Below are 20422 nucleotides of genomic sequence, written 5' to 3' on the forward strand. Positions count from 1 at the left end.
TTTTCAGAATTAAATTAACTTGTTGAAAAGGAAGATGAACTTATGGAAAATCAAAAACAATATCCAATGACACAGGAAGGTTATGAAAAATTAGAACAAGAATTAGAAGAACTTAAAACAGTTAAACGTCCTGAAGTAGTAGAAAAAATCAAAGTTGCTAGATCTTTTGGTGACTTATCTGAGAACTCAGAATACGATGCTGCTAAAGATGAACAAGGTTTTATTGAGCAAGATATTCAACGTATTGAACACATGCTTAGATATGCTTTGATTATTGAAGACAACGGTGATAACAATGTTATTCAAATTGGTAAAACTGTTACGTTTGTCGAATTACCTGGCGATGAAGAAGAAAGCTATCAAATTGTTGGATCTGCAGAAGCAGATGCGTTTAAAGGAAAAATTTCGAATGAATCTCCAATGGCGAAAGCACTTATTGGTAAAAGTTTAAATGATGAAGTTCGTGTTCCACTTCCAAATGGTGGAGAAATGAAAGTTAAAATCGTTGATATTAAGTAACAAAAAATCCAAAAATCATTTTGATTTTTGGATTTTTTTATAGTTAAATATTTATAATTATTTAACTATTAATTAGATATAAGCAAGTACATTCATTTAATTTTTAGAACTTTCACATGACAAAAATATAAATATATGCTTAAATAACAATGTAGACAAATTATATAAATATCTTGTACTGAAAGGGGGTAAGCGATTACATCGATGCATTACTCGCCTTCTTTTATTATTGTCTATTTGAAATACATATGAAACTACTATGAATACGTGGATATTTTATATTACTAATATATAGAATGAAATACGTTATTTATAATTGAAGGAGGACCATCATCTTTGGAAATAAAGATTATTAATGAACAATCAATTGCATTTTATTTTAAAGAAGAAATATCTGAAAGTAATTACAGAGATGTTGAATCCGTTACTAAACATATACACGCTAAAAGAATAGATGGTATCAAAGATGTGATACCGTCATATAGGGCAATTATGATAAGCTTTGATAATAAAAAGCTTAATTTTAATCAATTAATAGATATATTAGATTTAAAGCAGTTAAATGGTGAACATGCTAAAGATATTTCAGATAAAACGATCATACATATTCCAGTATTATATAATTCAGAAGTCGGACCTGATTTATCATATGTAGCTAAACATAACAAACTAACTACTGATGAAGTCATTGAAATCCATACTCAAAATGAATATCTCGTTTACATGTTAGGTTTTATGCCTGGCTTTCCATTTTTAGGCGGATTAGATTCTCGTTTACATACTCCACGTCGAGATGAACCTAGAGTCAACATTGACGCAGGGTCAGTAGGAATAGCAAATAATCAAACTGGTTTATATCCTTCTGATTCACCAGGTGGTTGGCAAATTATTGGAAGAACACCATTAAAAGTATTTGATATCAATGACAATGAAATGTCTTTATATCAAGCGGGGGATTATATCAAGTTTTATTCTATTGATGAAAATACATTTAACGACATCCAAAGTGAAATAGCAGAAAATCGATTTAATAAAGAAAAGTGGGTGTTAAATCATGTCGATTAGTATTATTCAACCTGGTATGTTCACAACTGTTCAAGATGAAGGAAGATTTGGTTTTCAACACCTTGGTTTTTCAAGTGCTGGAGCTATGGATTTATATAGTTATTTAATTGGTAAGTCTTTAATTGGTAATAATGGACCCAGCCTTGAATACACTATTATCGGTCCAACACTTCAATTCAATAAAGATAATACATTTATTTTGACAGGAGCACATGTAAACGCAAAATTAAATGAAGAGACAGTTGATATTAATACTGTGATTTATGCATGTAAAGGCGATATTTTGAAAGTTGGAGCAGTGACTGCAGGCGCCCGTGGTTATATTTTCTTTGGCCATCCTTTAGATATTCAACCAATAGCAGAAAGTTACTCGACACATACTAGAAGTAAAATTGGCGGTTACAAAGGAAGACCATTATCAAAAGGAGATTTGATATGCTTAAAAGAAAATCCATCTTTCAAACAAAACTTGGGCAAAACAACAGTTTATAATGCTATTCCCGAAGATAATATAATACATATTATTACTGGCCCACAAATCGAAGCATTTTCAAAGGAAAGTATAAATAAACTCGTTAATATGGAGTATAAAGTTTCTGAAAAATCTGACAGAATGGGATATCGTCTTAATGGTGAGTGTATTCCTCCTAAAACTGGAGCAGATATTATTTCAGAACCTGTTGCTTTAGGAAGCATTCAAGTCCCAAATGATGGTAATCCTATTATCTTATTAAATGATAAACAAACTATAGGTGGCTATACGAAAATTGCTACAGTCACTCAACTGGATTTAAATAAAATTGCTCAATTTAAGCCGGGAGATTTAATTCGATTTAAGTGGTCAACGATTGAAGAGGCTACAAAGGCTCAGGAACAATATCTAAATCACTTTAATCATTTAAAAACTGAAATTAACACGTCACCAACCTTTAATATGAGCGAAATGAGACCGACAGCAAAGAAATTGACTACAATCATTACAGAGGAGAGATAGTTATGGATATTAAAAAAATAGAAGAAGTCATTAAACTTGTAAAATCAAATGATGTAAAAAAATTTAAATATAAAGATAACAAAAACGAAATCGAATTAGATTTTACTGAACAAAGTAACAATCAAAATAATAGTACTCCAGTAATACAATCTGAAGGACATTCTCAAAATAAAAATATTTCAGAAAATAACCCTTCAAATGATTCAGCAAAAACAATTACTTCTCCTATGGTAGGCACATTTTTCTTACAAGATAGCAAGGAATTAACGGATCCTATAATTCAAGTAGGTGATAACATTAAATCTGGTGATGTTATCGGATATGTTGAAGCAATGAAAGTAATGAATGAAGTGACTAGTGATATAGATGGTGAGATTACCGACATTGTTATTGAACATGGTACAAACGTTGAATACGATCAAGTTCTAGTTAAAGTGAAGTAAAAGGGGGGACAGAAATATGTATCGTTGTTTAGTAGCGAATAGAGGAGAAATTGCGGTACGTATCATTCGAGCGTGTCGAGAAATGGGAATAGAAACTGTTGCAGTATACGCTAAAGGTGATGAAAAAAGTCTTCATGTAAGCTTGGCTGATCAAGCAGTTTGCATTGGAGAAGCAAATCCTTTAGATAGTTATTTAAATATAGAGCGTATTATTGGTGCAGCTGAAATCACAGGTTCTAATGCTATTCATCCTGGATACGGCTTTCTATCGGAGAGTACAACATTTGCCCAAAAAGTTGAAGAAAATGATATTCATTTTATTGGCCCTAACAAAAAAACAATGGAAATGATGGGTGATAAAATAACTGCTCGTCAAACTGTTCATTCAGCAGGAGTGCCAGTTATTCCTGGCTCAACAGATGCAGTAAATTCTGTAGAAGAAATTAAAGAATTAGCAAAAGACATAGGATATCCTTTAGTATTAAAAGCCGCAAGCGGTGGTGGCGGTAAAGGTATTCGAATTGTTAAAGAAGAAAATCAACTTGAAAAATCATTAAAAGAAGCTAAAAGTGAAGGTCAAAAATATTTTAATGATGATCGTGTGTATGTGGAAGCATTTATTCCTGTTGCAAAACACGTAGAGGTTCAAGTGATTGGTGACGGAAAAGAAAATTATGTTCATTTAGGTGAACGAGATTGTTCAGTCCAAAGAAAAAATCAAAAATTAATAGAAGAAGCACCATGTGCAGCATTATCTGAAGAACGACGTGAAAAAATATGTAATGATGCTGTCAAAGTTGCAAAAGCCTCTAATTATCGTAGTGCTGGTACTATTGAATTTTTAGTTACTGAAGATGCACATTACTTTATTGAAATGAACGCAAGAATACAAGTAGAACATACTGTTACTGAAATGCGTGCAGATAGAGATTTATTACAAGCACAATTATATTTGTTATTACATAATAAATTACCGTTTAGTCAAGAAGATATTGTATTCAATGGTCATGTAATAGAGGCACGTATCAACGCTGAAAATCCAGAAAAGAAATTCCAACCTACTCCAGGTAAAGTTAAACGTCTACACTTACCTCAAGGTTTTAATATTAGAGTAGATTCGTTATTATATGCTGGTTATCAAGTATCTCCTTACTATGATTCACTAGTTGCAAAAGTTATCGTAAAAGACTCTAATAGAACTTCTGCGATTAACAAATTAAAAGTGGCACTTGATGAAATGGTAATTGATGGTTTCACTACTACGGCTGATTTTCTATATGCAGTATTAAGTTACCCACCATATGCAAAAGGAAATGCAGAAGAAGTTGATATTAAATTCCTTGAAAAACATCAAATAGTTAAAGGAGTGAAATTATGATGAAAGTTGATTTAAACTGTGATCTAGGTGAAGCATTTGGTAACTATTCATTTGGAGGTGATAAAGATATCATTCCTTTAATTACATCTGCTAATATAGCCTGTGGTTTTCATGCGGGTGATGAAAATGTAATGAATCAAACAGTAAAATTAGCTAAAGAAAATCATGTGAGTATTGGCGCTCATCCCGGACTTCCAGATTTAAAAGGGTTTGGTCGTCGAAAGATGGATATTAGTCCTACCGAAGTATATAACCTAATAGTTTATCAGTTAGGTGCTTTAGAAGGATTTTGTAAAGTACACCAAACACGAATAAATCATGTTAAACCACACGGTGCACTGTATAATATGGGTGCTAAAAATAAAGCAATTGCAAAAGCAATTGCAAAAGCAGTATACGATTTTGATTCTACTATAGTGCTTGTAGGTTTATCTAATTCATTATTAATATCTGAAGCTCAAGCAATCGGATTGAAAACAGCTTCTGAAGTATTTGCTGATAGACGTTACGAAGATAATGGTCAATTAGTTAGTCGTAAAGAACCAGACGCAGTCATTACTGATTCTGACGAAGCATTAAAACAAGTTTTGAAAATGGTAACTGAAAACAAAGTGATAAGTCGCAATGGAAAAGAAATTGATTTGGAAACAGATACAATATGTGTTCACGGTGATGGTAAACATGCACTAGAATTTGTTGAACAAATAAGAAAAAAATTAACGAAAGAAGGCATTGATATTCAATCCTTATAAGGGGGTTTTCTAATGAAAGAAAATTTAAATCAAAAACAAGATAAAGACAATTTTAAATTTACAAAAAGTCATAGACGCTTACTTTATGGATCTGTATTTTTAATGGCTACATCAGCGATCGGTCCTGCATTTCTAACTCAAACTGCTGTGTTTACGGCAGAATTTTATGCAAGTTTCGCTTTTGCAATCTTAATATCTATATTAATTGATATTGGAGCTCAAATTAATATTTGGCGCGTATTAGTTGTAACAGGTTTACGTGGTCAAGAAGTATCAAATAAAGTGTTACCTGGATTAGGAACTTTAATTTCAATATTGATTGCTTTTGGAGGACTTGCTTTTAATATCGGGAACATAGCTGGTGCAGGTTTAGGATTGAATGCAATGTTTGGACTTGATGTTAAATGGGGAGCAGCTATTACAGCCATTTTTGCAATTTTAATATTTGTAAGTAAAAGTGGTCAAAAAATTATGGATATTGTTTCAATGATTTTAGGAGTAATAATGATATTAGTAGTAGCTTATGTCATGGTTGTATCTAACCCTCCCTATGGTGATGCACTTGTTCATACAGTTGCACCAGAACATCCTATTAAATTAATTTTACCAATCATTACTTTAGTTGGAGGAACAGTAGGTGGATACATCACATTTGCTGGTGCACATAGAATACTTGATTCTGGAATGAAAGGTAAAGAGTTTTTACCATTTGTGAATCGTTCAGCTATTGCAGGTATCTTAACTACAGGTATTATGAGAACATTATTATTCTTAGCAGTACTTGGAGTTGTAGTGACAGGTGTCACTTTAAATGCAGATAATCCGCCAGCATCAGTATTTGAACATGCTATTGGACCAATAGGAAAAAATATTTTTGGAGTTGTTATTTTCGCAGCCGCAATGTCATCAGTGATTGGTTCAGCATATACAAGTGCAACTTTCTTAAAAACATTACACAAATCATTATTTAATAAAAATAATTTGATTGTCATTGTCTTCATCGTGATTTCAACAATAATTTTCTTATTAATTGGAAAACCAATTAGTTTATTGATTATTGCAGGAGCAATAAATGGATGGATTTTACCGATTACTTTGGGTGCAATATTGATAGCGAGTAGAAAAAAATCAATTGTTGGAGATTATAAACATCCAATATGGATGTTAGTATTTGGCATTGTAGCAGTTATTGTTACAATTATAACAGGTGTATTGTCTCTACAAGATTTAGCTACTTTATGGAAAGGTTAACCATAAATAAATATGTAATTTAAAATTTAACTGTCGACAGTGTTTAACTGTATCGACAGTTTTTTTATTAAATATTTTTCAAGATGATTTAATGAAAAAAGTTAGTCGTGATGAACTAGAAATTATGTTAGAATAACATGTGCTAAGATTAAAGTTGAGGTGTAAATATGATTGGAATTATTGGAGCTATGGAAGAAGAAGTAGCGATTTTAAAACATAAATTAGTGAATTTAAATGAGATTGAAGTAGCACATGTAAAATTTTATCGTGGGCAACTAAATAATAAAGATGTTGTCTTAACACAAAGTGGAATTGGAAAAGTAAATGCTGCAATTTCGACAACACTATTAATTGAAAAATTTAAACCTACATTGATTATAAATACAGGTTCTGCTGGTGCTTTAGATGATAGTTTATCAGTTGGAGATATTTTAATTAGTAATAATGTGATGTACCATGATGCAGATGCAACTGCCTTTGGATACGACATCGGTCAAATACCTCAAATGCCAGCTCAATTTGAAGCTAACCAACAATTACTCCAATTAACTGAAAAAGTTGTAAAACAACAAAATTTAACCGCTAAAATTGGTCAAATTGTAAGTGGCGATAGTTTTATTGGTAGTAGTGAACAGCGATTAAAAATTAAACGTCAGTTTTCAAAAGCTATGGCAGTTGAAATGGAAGCAACGGCTATTGCTCAAACTTGTTATCAATTTAATTTACCTTTTATCGTTACTCGTGCTGTTTCTGATTTAGCAAATGGGGAAGCAGAGATGTCGTTTGAAGAGTTTCTTGGTAAAGCAGCTCAATCATCAAGTAAAATTGTTGAACAGTTGGTTAATGAAATATAAAAAATAAATAACTTAAAGGTGAAATGAATGGGATTAATTAAAACATATTTTATGCCTAATGATTATGTACAATCTGTATTTCAAATTGATATTGAAAAATTAGCAAATTCTGGTTTTAAAGGTATTATTACAGATTTAGATAATACATTAGTAGGTTGGGACGTTAAAACACCAACGAAAGAAATACAAGAATGGTTTAAAAAGGCAAATGATTTAGGTTTAACGATTACAATAGTATCAAATAATAATGAAAAACGTGTTTCCGTTTTTTCGAAAGACTTAGACGTTGATTTTATCTTTAAAGCTAGAAAACCTATGGGAAGAGCTTTTAAAAAAGCGATACAACACATGAATATTAAACCAGAAGAAACAATCGTTATAGGTGACCAAATGCTTACAGACGTACTTGGTGGCAATAATAACGGTCTATATACTATCATGGTAGTTCCTGTCAAAAAGACAGATGGATTTTTAACTAGACTAAATAGAATAATCGAACGTCGATTATTAAACTATTTTAAAAGAAAAGGTTATATTACATGGGAGGAAAATTGATTGGATGAAACTTTAAAATGTATCGGTTGTGGCGCTCCTTTACAATCTGAAGATAAAAACGCACCTGGGTATGTGCCAGAACATAATTTATTTAGAGATGATGTTATATGCCAACGTTGTTTTAGATTAAAAAATTATAATGAAATACAAGATGTAGGAATGGATAGTGAAGATTTTTTAAATTTATTAAATGGATTATCCGATAGACAAGGGATTATCGTTAACGTAGTTGATGTTTTTGACTTTGAAGGATCGTTTATTAATGCTTTAAAACGAATTGTAGGAAATAAGAAAATCATTTTGGCAGCGAATAAATTAGATCTTTTACCAAGACAAATTAACCAACGTCGTGTAAAAGAATGGTTAAAAAGAACAGCTAGAAAGTATGGATTAGAAGCTGAAGAGGTGGTATTAATATCAGCTCATAAAGGATGGGGTATTGATGCACTTTTAGAATCAATCAACCGTTTTAGAAATCATCAAGATGTTTATATCGTTGGTACTACAAATGTTGGTAAATCAACTTTAATCAATAAATTAATTGAGCAAAGTGTAGGTGAAAAAGATGTCGTTACAACATCAAGATTTCCAGGTACAACATTAGATATGATAGATATTCCTTTAGATGAGAAAACTTTTATGTATGACACACCTGGCATTATACAAGCGCATCAAATGACCCATTATGTTACTGAAAAAGAATTAAAAGTGATTATTCCTAAGAATGAAATTAAACAACGTGTATTTCAATTAAATGAGGGACAAACTTTATTCTTCGGTGGATTAGCTAGGATAGATTATGTTTCTGGTGGGAAACGACCACTTGTATGTTATTTTTCTAATGATTTAAATATTCATAGAACTAAAACTGAAAAGGCAAATGATTTATGGCGAAAGCAAATAGGACATTTATTAAGTCCACCTAGTAATCCAGAAAAATTTAATATAAGTGATATGAAAGCTGTACGTCTAGAAACAGGGAAAGAAAAACGTGACATTATGATTTCTGGATTGGGCTTTATTACAATCGAAGCAGGTGCAAAAGTGATTGTCCGAGTTCCTAAAAGTGTTGATGTTGTTTTAAGACAATCTATTATGTAGGGAGGATTCATAATGAAATTTGCAGTGATAGGAGATCCGATTTCACATTCATTATCACCAGTGATGCATAATACTAATTTTAAAGTTTTAGGTTTAAATGATACTTATGAAGCATTGCATATACCGGTTCAAGATTTCGATAATATTAAAGAAATAATAACTGAAAAAAATTTAAGTGGATTTAATGTTACTATTCCTCATAAAGAACGCATCATTCCATTCTTAGATGATATTGATGAACAAGCTAAAGCTGTAGGTGCAGTGAATACTGTGAAAATAGAGGGGAATAAATGGATTGGTTATAATACTGATGGTCTTGGATACGTAAAAGGATTAAAACAAGTATATCCTGACTTATCTAATGCATATATTTTAATTCTTGGAGCTGGGGGCGCAAGCAAAGGTATTGCAACTGCACTTTCACAATGTGTACAGCCTAAATTAACTATAGCGAATAGAACAATGAGTCGCTTTGATAATTGGAAATTAGATATTAATGCGATTACCCTACAACAAGCTGAACAATATCTTGATGAGTTTGATATTATTATTAATACAACATCAGCAGGATTAGATAATAATAAAGAGAGTGTAATTCGTCTCAATCAATTATCACCGAATACATTGGTAAGTGATATCATTTATATTCCCTATAAAACATCATTTTTACAACAAGCTGAAGAGAAGGGTAACCCTATTTATAATGGTCTAGATATGTTTGTATATCAAGGTGCTGAGAGCTTTAAAATATGGACTGGCAAAGATGCTGAAATTAAAGAAATGAAATTAGCAGTTTTAAATCAATTAAAAGGAGAATAATATGCTATGCTAACAGGTAAACAAAAAAGATATTTAAGAAGTTTGGCGCATAACATTGATCCAATTTTTCAAATAGGTAAAGCTGGAATTAATGATAATATGATTAGTCAAATAGATGAAACACTAGAAAATAGAGAATTAATTAAAATTCATATACTTCAAAATAATTTTGATGATAAAAACGATTTAGCCCAAACGCTAAGTCAAGCTACTAATAGTGAAGTGGTCCAAGTCATTGGATCAATGATAATCATTTATAGAGAATCTCAAGAAAATAAGGAAATTTCATTACCATAATTCTATGAAAAAAATTGTTTTATACGGCGGACAATTCAATCCTATTCATACTGCACATATGTTAGTAGCTAATGAAGTATTTCATAAAATTAAACCGGATGTTTTCTATTTTTTACCAAGTTATATGGCTCCACTTAAAGAACATAACGATTACTTAGATGCTCATTATCGCATCAAAATGATTAATATGGTAATCGAGCAGTTAGGTTTCGGAAATATTTGTTATGCAGAATTAGAAAGAAAAGGTCAAAGTTATACGTATGATACATTAAAAGCTTTAATTGACCAAAATCCTTACGATAAGTTTTATTTTGTAATAGGATCAGACCAATATGATCAACTTGATAAATGGTATAAAATAGATGAATTAAAGCAAATGATTATCTTTATAGTAGTAAATAGAGAAAAAAATATTCAAAAGGTTGATGAAAATATGATTTCCATATCTATTCCAAGAATGGATATTAGTTCATCAATGATTAGACAACGTGTAAAAGATAAAAAAACAATTGATATTTTAGTCCCTCGAAATGTTAGTAAATATATTAGAGAGGAAGGATTCTATGAACACTAAAGAAGCAAAAGAACTTATCGAAAATAAATTGCCCGAAAAGCGTTTTAAACATTCTCTTAGAGTAGCTGACACAGCAGTTAAGCTTGCTGAAATCTATGATGGAGATAAAAGTAAAGCAGAGTTAGCAGGCATTTTACATGATTATTGTAAATATGATGATTTAGGAAAAATGTATCAAGTCGTTCGCCAACATGATTTAGATAGCAATTTGTTAAGTTATGGAAGTGAAATTCTTCATGGACCTGTATGTGCAGCATTAATGAAGGCTGATTATGGCATCGAAGATGAAGAAACATTATTAGCCATTAAATATCACACTACTGGTCGTAAAGAAATGACAAAAACTGAAAAATTGGTATTTATTGCTGACTATATAGAACCTGGTAGAAAAACTCCAGGAGTTGAAGAAATTAGAGATATGGCATACAATCAAGGTAGCTTAGATAAAACAATTTATGAAATATCAAAGCGAACAGTGTTATTTTTAATTAGTAAAGATATTACTGTTTATGGTTCTACAATTGAATGTTTAAATTATTATAATTATAGTGATCAAAAGATAAAGGATGATTAAATGAATTCAGAAGAATTATTAAATATTGCTGTCACAGCGACAGAAGATAAAAAAGCAGAAGATATTGTTTCTCTTAATATGCAAGGTATTAGTGATATGACTGATTATTTTGTAGTGTGTCACGGTAACAATGAACGTCAAGTTCAATCAATTGCTAGAGCAGTAAAAGAAAAAGTGCATGAAAATAATATTGAAGTAAAGCGTATGGAAGGTTATCAAAGTGCAAGATGGGTCTTAATTGATTTAGCAGACGTAGTAGTTCATATTTTCCATAAAGATGAACGCAATTACTATAATATAGAGAAACTTTATCAAGATGCTCCAATAGAATCATATAATCAGGTAGCATATTAAAATGATGCAATACACCGAAATGAGTAAAGTTTATGATCAGCTTACTCAAGATCAACCTTATGAAGAATGGTTTAATATTGTAAAATATTATACAAGAACAATGTCTTCTAATGATTCAATAAATATTCTTGATATTGGTTGTGGCACTGGAAGTTTAACGCAATTACTTCCTTCTATTGGCACGGTTACGGGCATGGATTTAAGTACAGACATGTTATCTATTGCTGCAAATAAATCTAATCAAGTTACTTGGTTAGAAGGTGACATGACCGATTTTTCATTAAATACAACATATGATGTTGTAACAATATTTTGTGATTCCCTGAATTATTTACCTGATATTGATGATATCGTAAATACGTTTAATTGTGTATTTAATCATTTATCTGATTTAGGAATGTTTATATTCGATATTCATACGATATATAAAATGAACACAGCATTTAATAATCAATGTTATATTGATGATAATGATGATATATTTTTAGCGTGGGAAGCTATAAAGGGTGAAGAACCTTATAGTGTTTATCATGATATGAGTTTCTTTTTAAAACAGCATAATGGTAATTATCACCGTTTTAATGAATCACATTATCAAAGAACATTTGAAAAGGATTTCTATATTCGATTGTTAAAACAAACTGGATTTAATCGTATTGAAACTTTTGTAGACTTTGACATCAATAATCATAATGAAAAAGGTGACAGATTGTTTTTTGTTGCTTATAAATAAAATAAAGTAAACTCATCTTCTTATACGTTTATACATATAAGGAGATGAGTTTTTGTTTAAGTATAGAAATGAAATAATTCAATTGTTAACTAAGTGGAAGACTCATATCATCATTTTAATTGCAGTAGTGTTACTTTTTATAGTGATTCTCATGCTTATGAAAAATAATGAGCCTTCAGAATATATGACAACATCTAATGCTTACAATAGCCAATTTAATAATAATGAAAAATATAATAAAAATAAAAATGATAATAATTTATCCACTTCTTCTAAAGAAAATTCAACTATTTATGTAGATGTCAAAGGAGCGGTTAAATTACCAGATGTTTATAAAATGAAAAAGAACGATAGAGTTAAAGATGTACTAAAAAAAGCTAAAATTTCTGAAAATGCTGATATTACAAAAATCAATTTATCTGAAAAACTTACTGATCAAAAAATGATTTATATACCTAATAAAAATGAAACGAAACTAAATGCTACACTCACTAATCAAAGTAATTTAGATACTTCTGAAAGTATTAAAGTCAATCTTAACACAGCAAATGAAAGAGAATTGCTTAATGTTCCAGGTATAGGTCCAACTAAAGTGAAAGAGATTATTAAATACAGAGAGGAAAAGGGACAATTTAATAAGGTTGAAGACTTAAAACAAGTAAGAGGAATTGGAGGGAAAACTTTCGAGAAACTTAAAGATTACTTTACTACATAAATTAAATTGGAAGAATTTTTAATATAAATTATAATAGATATATATTTTTTAAGGAGTTGAACTTTATGGATAGAATAAAATGGGACGAATATTTTATGGCACAAAGCCATTTGCTTGCATTACGTTCTACATGTCAAAGACTATCAGTAGGCGCAACAATTGTAAAGGACAATAGAATAATTGCAGGAGGTTATAATGGCTCAGTAGCAGGAGAAGTTCACTGTATTGATGTAGGATGTTTAATAGAAGATGGTCATTGTATTAGAACCATTCACGCAGAAATGAATGCATTATTACAATGCGCAAAACAAGGTGTATCATCAGATAATGCAACGATATATGTCACACATTTTCCTTGTTTAAACTGTACTAAGTCTATTATTCAAGCAGGTATTAAGAAAATATACTATGCAAAAGATTATCATAATCATAAATATGCTATTAAATTATTAAATCAAGCAGGTATTGAGTATGAAAAAATACCATTTTCTGCTAATAAAATAGCTGAATTTTTAACTAAAGAATGTTAGTTGTTTTATATGCACTTTCTTTTTTAAGTGGTATATTATGGGTTCATCTTAAATTATTTTCAATTTTAATATTTGCTATTATATTAATTATTGTGTATCGAAAGAGTATTCCTTTATACCACTATTTATTAATTTTATCCTTTTTCTTTCTAGCTTTATTTCAAGTACACCATACTTTGAAAACAAATCATTTTATACTCCAAAATTTAAAAGTCCACAGTAATATAAATTCAAAAGTAACGTTTCAAAATGATATAAAACAATTCAATCAAATTATTAAAGGACAATTTCAATATAAACATAATAATTATCACTTTACTTTTAAAAGTCCACAATTGAAAGCTAAAGATTTAAAAAATCGAGAATGTAAAATTAATGGAAATATCACAAATAGTATTCATAATGAAGTCTATGTTTATATCGATCAAATAGATAATAAACATTGTACTAAAGTTAATCATATAAGTTTTATAGATAAACACCTAAATTATATTCAAAACAAGTTATACCATTCTTCGTTAAAATATCCAGAGAGAGTCTTAGCTTTAATTACTGGAGATACTAGTGCAATTGATACAGATTACTTAGATAAAGTTAAAGCGATAGGTATTTATCATTTACTTGCTGTCAGTGGATCACACGTTGCTACCATTATTTTTATCATTCAATATAGTTTGGTCAGGTTTAATATTCCAAAATTATTTATACGAGTTTTTATTATTATGATACTAATACTATTTATTTTTTATACAAATTTTGCACCGAGTGCTTTAAGAGCAGTTTTAACCGCTATTACTTTTTTTATTATCCCTAAGACTTTTAAAATTTCGTCTATAAGTGTATTATCGTTGGTCTTTTTATTTATGACAATTTGGAATATGAATTTTGCTTATGACATTGGATTTCAATTTTCTTTCATTATTTCTTTTTTTATACTATTTTCTAAGCCATTATTTAATAATCAATCAATTATAAAGAATTATATTTATATAACAATTATCGCTCAATTTTCATCCATGATTATTAGTATTTATCATTTTAATCAGTTTCAATGGATTGGTTTTATTTCTAATGTAATATTTGTCCCATTATATTCTTTCATTATTTTTCCACTTTCTATTGTTCTATTTACTTTCTATCATTTCTTTAGTGACTTGCGATGTATAAATATGGTTGCAAATCAATTATTTGAACTGCACGATAGAATAATGCAACCGTTCATTTTATTTAGAAATTACCAAATAAATATCGCTGATCAATCAAATTTAAGTCTACTCTACTGTTTCATTTTATTAACTCTACTAACTATATTTATATGTTATAAAAATTATAGAGCATTCTTAATTATAATTATCTTATTTATAATATTTATAAAATTAACTAATCAACCATTAGCGACGACGTTTACTGCTTTAAATGTTGGTCAAGGTGATAGTTTTCTTTTTCAAACAAAAAATAATGAAACTGTGATGGTAGATACTGGTGGTAAAGTAGTTCAAACGAAGATTAAAGATAATCATAATATTGCGAAATATCATATTATTCCTACTTTAAAATCTAGAGGAATATCAAAAATTGATCACTTAATTCTTACTCATCCACATAATGATCATATAGGCGAATTTCCTTATTTAGCACAAAATATAAGAATTAAAAATTTATATTTATATATAAAAAGTTATTCAGTAGATCAAATTAAAACTATACATACATTTTGTAGTATATATCATATAAAAGTTATTGATGTTTTAGAGACTAATAATATTCAGTTGAAAGAAGCTAAAATATCATTTTTAAATGCTTTTATTGATTCCAATGAAGACAAAAATGCACAAAGTATAATTTCATTAATAGAGTACAAAAATTACAAATTATTATTGATGGGCGACGCAATTGAAGAAAATGAAAATTTATTATTAAAGAAATATCATTTACCGTTAATTGATGTTCTAAAAGTTGGACACCATGGCAGTAAAACAAGTAGTTCAAAACATTTTTTAGAAATCATACAACCTAAAATTAGTATGATTTCAAGTGGAAAAAATAATACTTTTCATTTGCCTAATAACGAAACGATAGATAAATTAGAGAAAATTAATTCTCATATCTACAATACTCAAACTGATGGAGAAATTACTTTAAATCTCGATAATCAACTTATATCATCCTTTAATAGAAGTTAATGATAGAGAATAATAATTACACAATGCTATAATAACTTAATGGTATAATTTTGAAAGGGTGCAAGTTTACATGGCTAATAATATAATGGCTATATACGGAGAAGTGCCAGAACTAGTGGAGAAAAAAAGTAATGAAATCGTAGAAAGTTACTTAAATGAAAAAAAAGACGATTTTAACTATGTTAAATATAATCTTTATGATACAAGTTTTAATCAGATTATAGAAGAAGCATTAACAATGCCTTTTATTTCAGAGAAAAAAGCTATTGTTGTTAAAAATGCTTTTATTTTTACAGGTGAGAAAGTTTCAAAAGATATCCAACCGAACAACGAACAAGTAAACGAATTTTTAGAAAAATATGATGGAGAAAACTTTATCATTTTTGAAGTGTATCAAAATAAATTAGATGAAAGAAAGAAAATTACTAAGACTTTAAAAAAGACAAGCAAGCTAGCTAAAGTTGAACAGATGTCTGAACAAGAGATTAAAAATTGGATAAAAAATAAACTTCATGAAAATTTTAAAGATATTAAACAGGATGCATTAGATTTATTTATAGAATTAACTGGTATTAACTTTAATATAGTTTCGCAAGAATTAGAAAAAATTATTTTATTCTTAGGAGAGCGAACAACTATAAATAAAAAAGATGTTGAAGAGATTATTAATAGAAGTTTAGAACAAAATGTTTTTCTTTTAACTGAATATATACAAAAAGGGGAAAAATATAAAGCCATTCAACTTATTAAAGATTTAATAGTAATGAAAGAAGAACCTATTAAACTATTGGCATTAATAACAAGTAATTATCGATTATATTATCAATGTAAAATTTTAAGTCGAAAAGGATATAGCGGACAACAAATTGCTAAAACAATTAATGTGCACCCATACCGAGTTAAATTGGCTTTAAATCAAGTAAAACATTATCAATTAACTCATTTGCTAAATATTATTGATCAATGTGCAGAAACTGATTATAAGTTAAAATCCTCATATATGGATAAACAACTGATTTTAGAATTATTTATTCTTTCTTTATAAATAAAAAAAGTTCAAGCTAATCGCTTGAACTTTTTAAATGATTATTTGCTTGAAGACATTAATTGAGATTTAATGCGGTCAGCTTTATTTGAATGAATTAAGTTACTGTGTGCAGCTTTATCAACTGATTTAATTGCGAAGTTAACTAATTCAGCTTTATTATCAGCATTATTTTCAATTGCTGATTTAGCATTTTTCACTGCAGTACGCATAGCGTTTTTTTGTGAAATATTACGTGCTTCAGCAGTTTCAGTTGTTCTTACACGTTTAATAGCAGATTTAATATTTGGCATTACTGTCACCTCCTAAAAGTGATCTAAGCATATCAAATTTTATTTTGATTACAACAAGAAATATTTTATCAAAACATGAATATTTGTGCAATCATTTATTAACATTAAACCTATTTATTTACAAAAAGAACGATATTAACTATTGGAAACCTTTATACAACACTTTATAATTGTTATGTAGTTTAAGAAAAACCTTAAAATTAAAAGTAAATAAAGAATCTTCACATGATGATTCTTTTCTCTTAAATTTGCAAATAATGATTAAAAACGATATTATGTCAAAGATGTATACATATACGGGTAAATTTACGAAAGCGAGAATGATAAGTTATGGATATGCAAGAACGCTATAACCGAAGAGATAATATAAGAAACTTTTCTATAATTGCTCATATTGATCATGGTAAATCAACGTTAGCAGATAGAATTTTAGAAAATACTAAATCTGTAGAAACTAGAGAAATGCAAAATCAATTGCTTGATTCAATGGATCTTGAAAGAGAGCGCGGTATTACAATTAAATTAAATGCTGTTAGATTAAAATATGAATCTAAAGATGGACAGACTTATACGTTTCATTTAATCGATACTCCAGGGCACGTCGATTTCTCATATGAAGTTTCTCGTTCATTAGCTGCATGTGAAGGCGCTATTTTAGTAGTTGACGCTGCACAAGGCATCGAGGCTCAAACTCTTGCTAATGTTTACTTAGCACTAGATAATGATTTAGAACTCTTACCGGTAGTAAATAAAATAGATCTACCCGCTGCTGAACCAGAAAGAGTAAAACAAGAATTAGAAGATGTTATTGGCTTAGATAAAGATGAAGTTGTGTTAGCAAGTGCCAAATCAAATATTGGTATCGATGAAATCTTAGAAAAAATTGTTGAAGTTGTTCCTCCACCAGAAGGAGATCCTAGTGCACCGCTTAAAGCTCTTATTTTTGATTCAGAGTACGATCCTTATCGAGGCGTTATTTCTTCTATTCGAGTAATGGAAGGTGTTGTAAAAGCTGGAGATCGTATCAAAATGATGGCAACAGGAAAAGAGTTTGAAGTTACTGAGGTTGGGATTAATACTCCTAAACAACTACCAATTGAAGAACTTACAGTAGGCGATGTTGGATATATTATTGCAAGTATTAAAAATGTCGACGATTCACGTGTTGGGGATACTATCACTCATGTAGATAGACCAGCAGATGCTCCGTTAAAAGGGTATAAAAAGATGAATCCAATGGTTTATTGTGGATTGTTCCCAATTGATAATAAAGATTATAACGATTTAAGAGAAGCTCTTGAAAAACTTCAATTAAATGATGCATCATTAGAATTTGAACCAGAATCATCACAAGCACTGGGATTTGGATTTAGAACAGGATTCTTAGGTATGCTACATATGGAAATTATTCAAGAGAGAATTGAACGAGAATTTGGAATAGAATTAATTGCGACTGCACCTTCAGTTATATATAAATGTGAAATGAATGATGGTTCAGAAGTTACAGTTGATAATCCATCTCAAATGCCTGAACGTGATAGAATTAAAGCGATTTATGAACCATATGTAAAAGCGACAATGATGGTGCCAAATGACTATGTTGGAGCAGTTATGGAACTGTGTCAACGTAAACGTGGCCAATTTATAAATATGGATTACTTAGATGATATCCGTGTGAATATCGTTTATGAAATTCCATTATCAGAAGTTGTATTTGATTTCTTTGACCAATTAAAATCTAATACGAAAGGCTATGCTTCATTTGATTATGAATTTATTGAAAATAAAGAAAGTAATTTAGTTAAAATGGATATTTTATTAAATGGTGACAAAGTAGATGCACTTAGTTTTATCGTTCACAGAGATTTTGCATATGAACGAGGTAAAGCTCTTGTTGAAAAATTAAAAACACTTATTCCTAGACAACAATTCGAAGTTCCAGTTCAAGCTGCAATAGGTCAAAAAATTGTGGCCCGAACTAATATTAAATCTATGGGTAAAAACGTGTTATCTAAGTGTTATGGTGGAGATATCAGCCGTAAACGTAAATTACTTGAAAAACAAAAAGCTGGTAAAGCAAAAATGAAAGCTGTTGGTAACGTAGACATACCACAAGATGCTTTCTTAGCTGTTCTTAAAATGGATGATGAATAGGTTATTAATGCGAGGCTGGAACCCAGAATCATGTGTTCCAACCTCGTTTGTGTTTTAAAAACTTAAAAATGAGGGTGTAACGATGTCAATAAAAAGTGCATATATTCATATACCTTTTTGCGTTAGGATTTGTACATATTGTGATTTTAATAAGTACTTTATTAACAAACAACCAGTAGATGAGTATATTTCTGCATTAATTAAAGAAATGAAAACAAGTGAAATTAGAAATCTTGAAACAATGTACGTTGGAGGAGGTACGCCTACAGCTTTAAATCTCAAGCAACTTGAAAGACTTTTAAAAGCAATACAGTCAACTTTTTCAATTAAAGGTGAATATACATTTGAAGCAAATCCCGATGAATTAACCTTAGATAAAGTGAAATTACTACACTCATATGGTGTAAATAGAATTTCTATGGGCGTACAAACATTTAAACCAGAATTACTAAAAATTCTAGGTAGAACACATAAAACTCAAGATATATATAATGCTGTAGAGTATGCTAGAAAAGCAAATATTGAATCGATTAGTTTAGACCTAATGTATCATTTACCAACTCAAACATTAGAAGATTTTTCAGATAGTCTTAATAGAGCAATACAAATGGATATAGATCATATTTCAAGTTATGGATTAATTTTAGAACCTAAAACTCAATTTTATAATATGTATCGAAAAGGCAAATTAAAATTGCCAAACGAAGATCTAGGAGCTGAAATGTACCAATATTTAATGAATGTTTTAGGAGAAACCTCATTTAAACAATATGAAATCTCAAATTTCGCTAAGTCTCATCATGAATCAAGGCATAATAAGACTTACTGGCTAAATGAAGAATATTATGGTTTTGGAGCAGGAGCAAGTGGATATGTAAATGGGGAACGCTATTCGAATCTCAATCCTGTTAATCATTACATCAATGCTATTAATAATCATCAACGTCCTATTTTAACTTCCAATTTTCCTACTCAATCAGAAAGAATGGAAGAAGAAATGTTTTTAGGATTAAGAATGAATAAAGGTGTCGATAAAGTTAAATTTCTTTCAAAATTTGGTACCTCAATGGATAAAGTATTTGGTGAGACAATAAATAATCTGAAAAAGAAAAATTTACTTTATGAAAGAGATAACCATATTTCATTGACCAATAGGGGAAAAATCATTGGAAATGAAGTTTTTGAAGCATTTCTATTAAATTAATAAATTTTTTTGAAAAATAAGAGCTTTAACGTTGA

Annotated in this window: 23 protein-coding genes; 22 read left to right on the forward strand and 1 reads right to left on the reverse strand. The window is 29.6% G+C overall.

The genetic code is table 11. The annotated features are described in order from the left end of the window. Nucleotides 1-42: 42 nt before the first annotated feature. The 20 genes from greA to holA all read left to right on the forward strand — a co-directional run bounded on the left by greA (nt 43) and on the right by holA (nt 16736). Nucleotides 43-519, forward strand: coding sequence for a transcription elongation factor GreA (gene greA, locus MHI13_RS05690; RefSeq protein ID WP_017176185.1), 477 nt, complete (start codon nt 43-45; stop codon nt 517-519). 336 nt (nt 520-855) lie between these two features. Next, a complete protein-coding gene (gene pxpB / locus MHI13_RS05695; protein WP_048761568.1) occupies nt 856-1584 on the forward strand; it encodes a 5-oxoprolinase subunit PxpB in 729 nt (242 codons plus the stop codon). Further along, the gene (locus MHI13_RS05700) at nt 1574-2578 is read left to right on the forward strand and encodes a 5-oxoprolinase subunit C family protein (RefSeq protein ID WP_019834849.1); all 1005 of its coding nucleotides are present in this window, start codon (nt 1574-1576) and stop codon (nt 2576-2578) included. The genes pxpB and MHI13_RS05700 overlap by 11 nt, the downstream gene beginning before the upstream one ends. A 2-nt stretch (nt 2579-2580) precedes the next feature. Further along, nucleotides 2581-3021 (forward strand): acetyl-CoA carboxylase biotin carboxyl carrier protein, encoded by a 441-nt coding sequence (locus tag MHI13_RS05705; RefSeq protein ID WP_019834850.1) that lies wholly within the window; start codon nt 2581-2583, stop codon nt 3019-3021. A gap of 16 nt (nt 3022-3037) precedes the next feature. Continuing rightward, nucleotides 3038-4399: an acetyl-CoA carboxylase biotin carboxylase subunit gene (locus MHI13_RS05710; RefSeq protein ID WP_017176189.1), complete on the forward strand. Its 1362-nt coding sequence runs from the start codon at nt 3038-3040 to the stop codon at nt 4397-4399. After that, on the forward strand, nt 4399-5151 hold the full coding sequence (pxpA, locus tag MHI13_RS05715) for a 5-oxoprolinase subunit PxpA (RefSeq protein WP_048761614.1): 753 nt from the start codon (nt 4399-4401) through the stop codon (nt 5149-5151). Before MHI13_RS05710 ends, pxpA begins: the two co-directional genes overlap by 1 nt. Before the next feature lie 12 nt (nt 5152-5163). Next, a complete protein-coding gene (locus MHI13_RS05720) occupies nt 5164-6402 on the forward strand; it encodes an NRAMP family divalent metal transporter (protein WP_017176191.1) in 1239 nt (412 codons plus the stop codon). Nucleotides 6403-6569: 167 nt separating this feature from the next. Beyond that, entirely contained in the window at nt 6570-7256 is a 687-nt protein-coding gene (locus MHI13_RS05725) for a 5'-methylthioadenosine/adenosylhomocysteine nucleosidase (protein WP_017176192.1), read from the forward strand. A gap of 27 nt (nt 7257-7283) precedes the next feature. Then, nucleotides 7284-7811, forward strand: a complete 528-nt coding sequence (locus tag MHI13_RS05730) for a YqeG family HAD IIIA-type phosphatase (RefSeq protein WP_048761571.1) — start codon at nt 7284-7286, stop codon at nt 7809-7811. Continuing rightward, a complete protein-coding gene (gene yqeH / locus MHI13_RS05735) occupies nt 7812-8912 on the forward strand; it encodes a ribosome biogenesis GTPase YqeH (RefSeq protein WP_037541052.1) in 1101 nt (366 codons plus the stop codon). Between the two features lie 12 nt (nt 8913-8924). After that, on the forward strand, nt 8925-9731 hold the full coding sequence (gene aroE / locus MHI13_RS05740; protein ID WP_019834855.1) for a shikimate dehydrogenase: 807 nt from the start codon (nt 8925-8927) through the stop codon (nt 9729-9731). 6 nt (nt 9732-9737) lie between these two features. Continuing rightward, a complete protein-coding gene (yhbY, locus tag MHI13_RS05745; protein WP_017176196.1) occupies nt 9738-10028 on the forward strand; it encodes a ribosome assembly RNA-binding protein YhbY in 291 nt (96 codons plus the stop codon). A 4-nt stretch (nt 10029-10032) separates the two neighbouring features. After that, on the forward strand, nt 10033-10602 hold the full coding sequence (locus MHI13_RS05750; RefSeq protein WP_002449696.1) for a nicotinate-nucleotide adenylyltransferase: 570 nt from the start codon (nt 10033-10035) through the stop codon (nt 10600-10602). Beyond that, a complete protein-coding gene (yqeK, locus tag MHI13_RS05755; RefSeq protein ID WP_048761576.1) occupies nt 10592-11176 on the forward strand; it encodes a bis(5'-nucleosyl)-tetraphosphatase (symmetrical) YqeK in 585 nt (194 codons plus the stop codon). The genes MHI13_RS05750 and yqeK overlap by 11 nt, the downstream gene beginning before the upstream one ends. Continuing rightward, nucleotides 11177-11530: a ribosome silencing factor gene (gene rsfS, locus MHI13_RS05760; protein ID WP_002449779.1), complete on the forward strand. Its 354-nt coding sequence runs from the start codon at nt 11177-11179 to the stop codon at nt 11528-11530. It begins immediately after the preceding gene. A gap of 1 nt (nt 11531) precedes the next feature. Then, complete coding sequence (locus MHI13_RS05765) at nt 11532-12263, forward strand: class I SAM-dependent DNA methyltransferase (protein WP_017176198.1); 732 nt, start codon at nt 11532-11534, stop codon at nt 12261-12263. A 52-nt stretch (nt 12264-12315) separates the two neighbouring features. Beyond that, complete coding sequence (locus MHI13_RS05770) at nt 12316-12978, forward strand: helix-hairpin-helix domain-containing protein (RefSeq protein WP_048761580.1); 663 nt, start codon at nt 12316-12318, stop codon at nt 12976-12978. A gap of 65 nt (nt 12979-13043) precedes the next feature. Continuing rightward, on the forward strand, nt 13044-13508 hold the full coding sequence (locus MHI13_RS05775) for a ComE operon protein 2 (protein ID WP_017176200.1): 465 nt from the start codon (nt 13044-13046) through the stop codon (nt 13506-13508). Between the two features lie 335 nt (nt 13509-13843). Continuing rightward, nucleotides 13844-15691 carry a DNA internalization-related competence protein ComEC/Rec2 gene (locus tag MHI13_RS05780; protein ID WP_340761032.1) on the forward strand — a complete coding sequence of 616 codons (1848 nt, stop codon included), beginning with the start codon at nt 13844-13846 and terminating at the stop codon, nt 15689-15691. A 70-nt stretch (nt 15692-15761) separates the two neighbouring features. After that, complete coding sequence (gene holA / locus MHI13_RS05785; protein WP_017176202.1) at nt 15762-16736, forward strand: DNA polymerase III subunit delta; 975 nt, start codon at nt 15762-15764, stop codon at nt 16734-16736. Between the two features lie 41 nt (nt 16737-16777). Here the strand turns inward: holA and rpsT are convergent, their stop codons facing one another. Further along, nucleotides 16778-17029 (reverse strand): 30S ribosomal protein S20, encoded by a 252-nt coding sequence (rpsT, locus tag MHI13_RS05790; protein ID WP_017176203.1) that lies wholly within the window; start codon nt 17027-17029, stop codon nt 16778-16780. Between the two features lie 330 nt (nt 17030-17359). Between rpsT and lepA the strand changes: the two genes are divergently transcribed. Both lepA and hemW read left to right on the forward strand, forming a co-directional pair. Continuing rightward, on the forward strand, nt 17360-19183 hold the full coding sequence (gene lepA, locus MHI13_RS05795) for a translation elongation factor 4 (RefSeq protein ID WP_017176204.1): 1824 nt from the start codon (nt 17360-17362) through the stop codon (nt 19181-19183). Between the two features lie 82 nt (nt 19184-19265). Next, a complete protein-coding gene (gene hemW / locus MHI13_RS05800) occupies nt 19266-20387 on the forward strand; it encodes a radical SAM family heme chaperone HemW (protein ID WP_048681919.1) in 1122 nt (373 codons plus the stop codon). Nucleotides 20388-20422 lie beyond the last annotated feature (35 nt).

The organism is Staphylococcus sp. FSL K6-0223 (assembly GCF_038008285.1).